Below are 1054 nucleotides of genomic sequence, written 5' to 3'. Positions count from 1 at the left end.
TGCCAGTCCTGCGCCAGATCGATGCGCCGCTCGTCCGGCAGCGCCCCCGACGGCGCCGTCGAGGTCGAGCACGACCGGTGGCCAGTCGGCCGGTCTCATGCGGCCTCCGCGCGGTCGCGCCACTGCCGGTCGCTCTCGAAGCGCCCGGCGAACCGCCGCGCCAGGGCGCGCAGCACGGGCTGGCGCACGTACACCGCGTGGCGCGTGAAGGTGAAGCGCGCGCCCAGGCTGCGCTTGACCTCCGGGTCCGTCCAGCCGGCGACATAGTGCGTGAGGCCGTGCGCCAGCGCGTATTCGAGGTTTTCCATCCAGCTCACGAAGTACAGGTTGGCCTCGCGCGCGGCCGGGTAGGCCAGCCCGATGTACTTGTCCACCAGGCGGCCGCCATGCACGTAGCACAGGTTCCAGCCCAGCAGCTCGCCCGTGGCGGCGTGGCGGTATTCGAAGGCGATGCCGCCGCTGGACGCATCGCGCAGCACGGCGGCGAAGAAACCGCGCGTGAGCCGGTCGAAGTGCACCTCGCTCTGCGCGTACACGGCCTCGTACAGCGCGTAGTAGGCATCCACCACGGCGTCATCGGCAAAGGCCTCGCCCGTGGCGATGTGGCGCACCGCCAGCCCCGCGCGGCTGCGCAGCTTGCGGCGCAGGTTCTGGCGCCGGCTGGCGGACAGGCGGCCCAGGTAGTCGGCGATGCTCGCGAAGTCGATGGGCACATAGGCCAGCGCCTGCCCTTCGACCAGCACGAAGCCCTGGCGCTCGCAGGCGTGCGCCAGGGCGGCCGCGTAGGCGTTGTCGGCTTCGGACAGCAGGGGCGACTGTTGCGGCAGGTCCTTGATGATGGCCAGCGCGAAGCGCCGCCCCGGCCCCGCGCGCACGGCCTGCGCCAGGGCCTCGGGCGCGGTGCCATCCGCGGGCAGCGGCGCGTATTCGGTCACCGTGGTGCCCACGAACCCCGTGGCCACCCGCAGCCAGCGGGACCAGCGCGCGAACAGCGGCAGCGCCCGCACCCGGGCCTTGAGGGCATCGTCCGCCGTGGTGAGCAGGTCCAGCGGCG

At 73.1% G+C, this 1054-nt stretch carries 1 protein-coding gene; it reads right to left on the bottom strand.

Annotated features, from left to right (window positions below; translation table 11 throughout):
- Positions 1 to 95: 95 nt before the first annotated feature.
- The coding region (locus AC27KI_RS25630) for a GNAT family N-acetyltransferase (protein ID WP_487116630.1) at positions 96 to 1054 on the bottom strand (959 nt) is incomplete at its 5' end.

The organism is Acidovorax sp. KPB24-03 (genome assembly GCF_057546605.1).
The sequence above is the reverse complement of the archived record's forward strand: the minus strand, read 5'-3'. Positions and strand labels throughout refer to the sequence as shown.